The following is a 571-nucleotide window of genomic DNA, read 5'->3' as shown; positions in this document are numbered from 1 at the left end:
GGTTCACCGCCGAACCCCGCACCACCGCCAGGATCCGCCGGCCGTTGCGCCGCGCCTCCGACAACCGCTCCAGCACCAGCACCCCCACACCCTCCGCCCACGCCGCACCATCGGCGGTGGAGGAGAACGGCTTGCAGCGGCCGTCGGGAGCCAGCGCGCGCTGGCGCGAGAACTCCACGAAGGCGTCAGGTGAGGCGAGCAGGGTGACGCCGCCCGCGAGGGCCAGCGTGCACTCCTCCTGCCGCAGGGCCCGCACGGCCAGGTGCAGGGTGACCAGGGAGGAGGAGCAGGCGGTGTCGACGGTGAGCGAGGGGCCTTCGAGCCCGAGGGTGTAGGAGACCCGCCCGGACAGCACGCTGGGCGTGCTCGCGGAGAGCAGCACCCCCTCCAGCGCCGGAGGAACAGCGCCGTGCACGTAACGGGAGGAGTAATCGTTGAACATGTTGCCGGCGTAGACGCCGGTACGGCTGCCCCGCAGCGTCACCGGATCGATCCCCGCCCGCTCCAACGCCTCCCAGCACGACTCCAGGAACAACCGATGCTGCGGATCCGTCGCCAACGCACTCCGCGG

The 571-nt window shown here is 72.0% G+C and carries 1 protein-coding gene; it reads right to left on the bottom strand.

Annotated elements, in window-relative coordinates:
• Positions 1-559 (bottom strand): beta-ketoacyl synthase N-terminal-like domain-containing protein (locus tag KME79_RS44365; RefSeq protein WP_308249280.1); only part of this gene is annotated, 559 nt, incomplete at its 3' end.
• Positions 560-571: the final 12 nt, after the last annotated feature.

This window comes from Nonomuraea harbinensis, from assembly GCF_019396385.1.
In the GTDB taxonomy this organism is placed as follows: Bacteria; Actinomycetota; Actinomycetes; order Streptosporangiales; family Streptosporangiaceae; genus Nonomuraea; species Nonomuraea ferruginea.
This window is presented reverse-complemented; position numbering and strand designations above follow the sequence as displayed.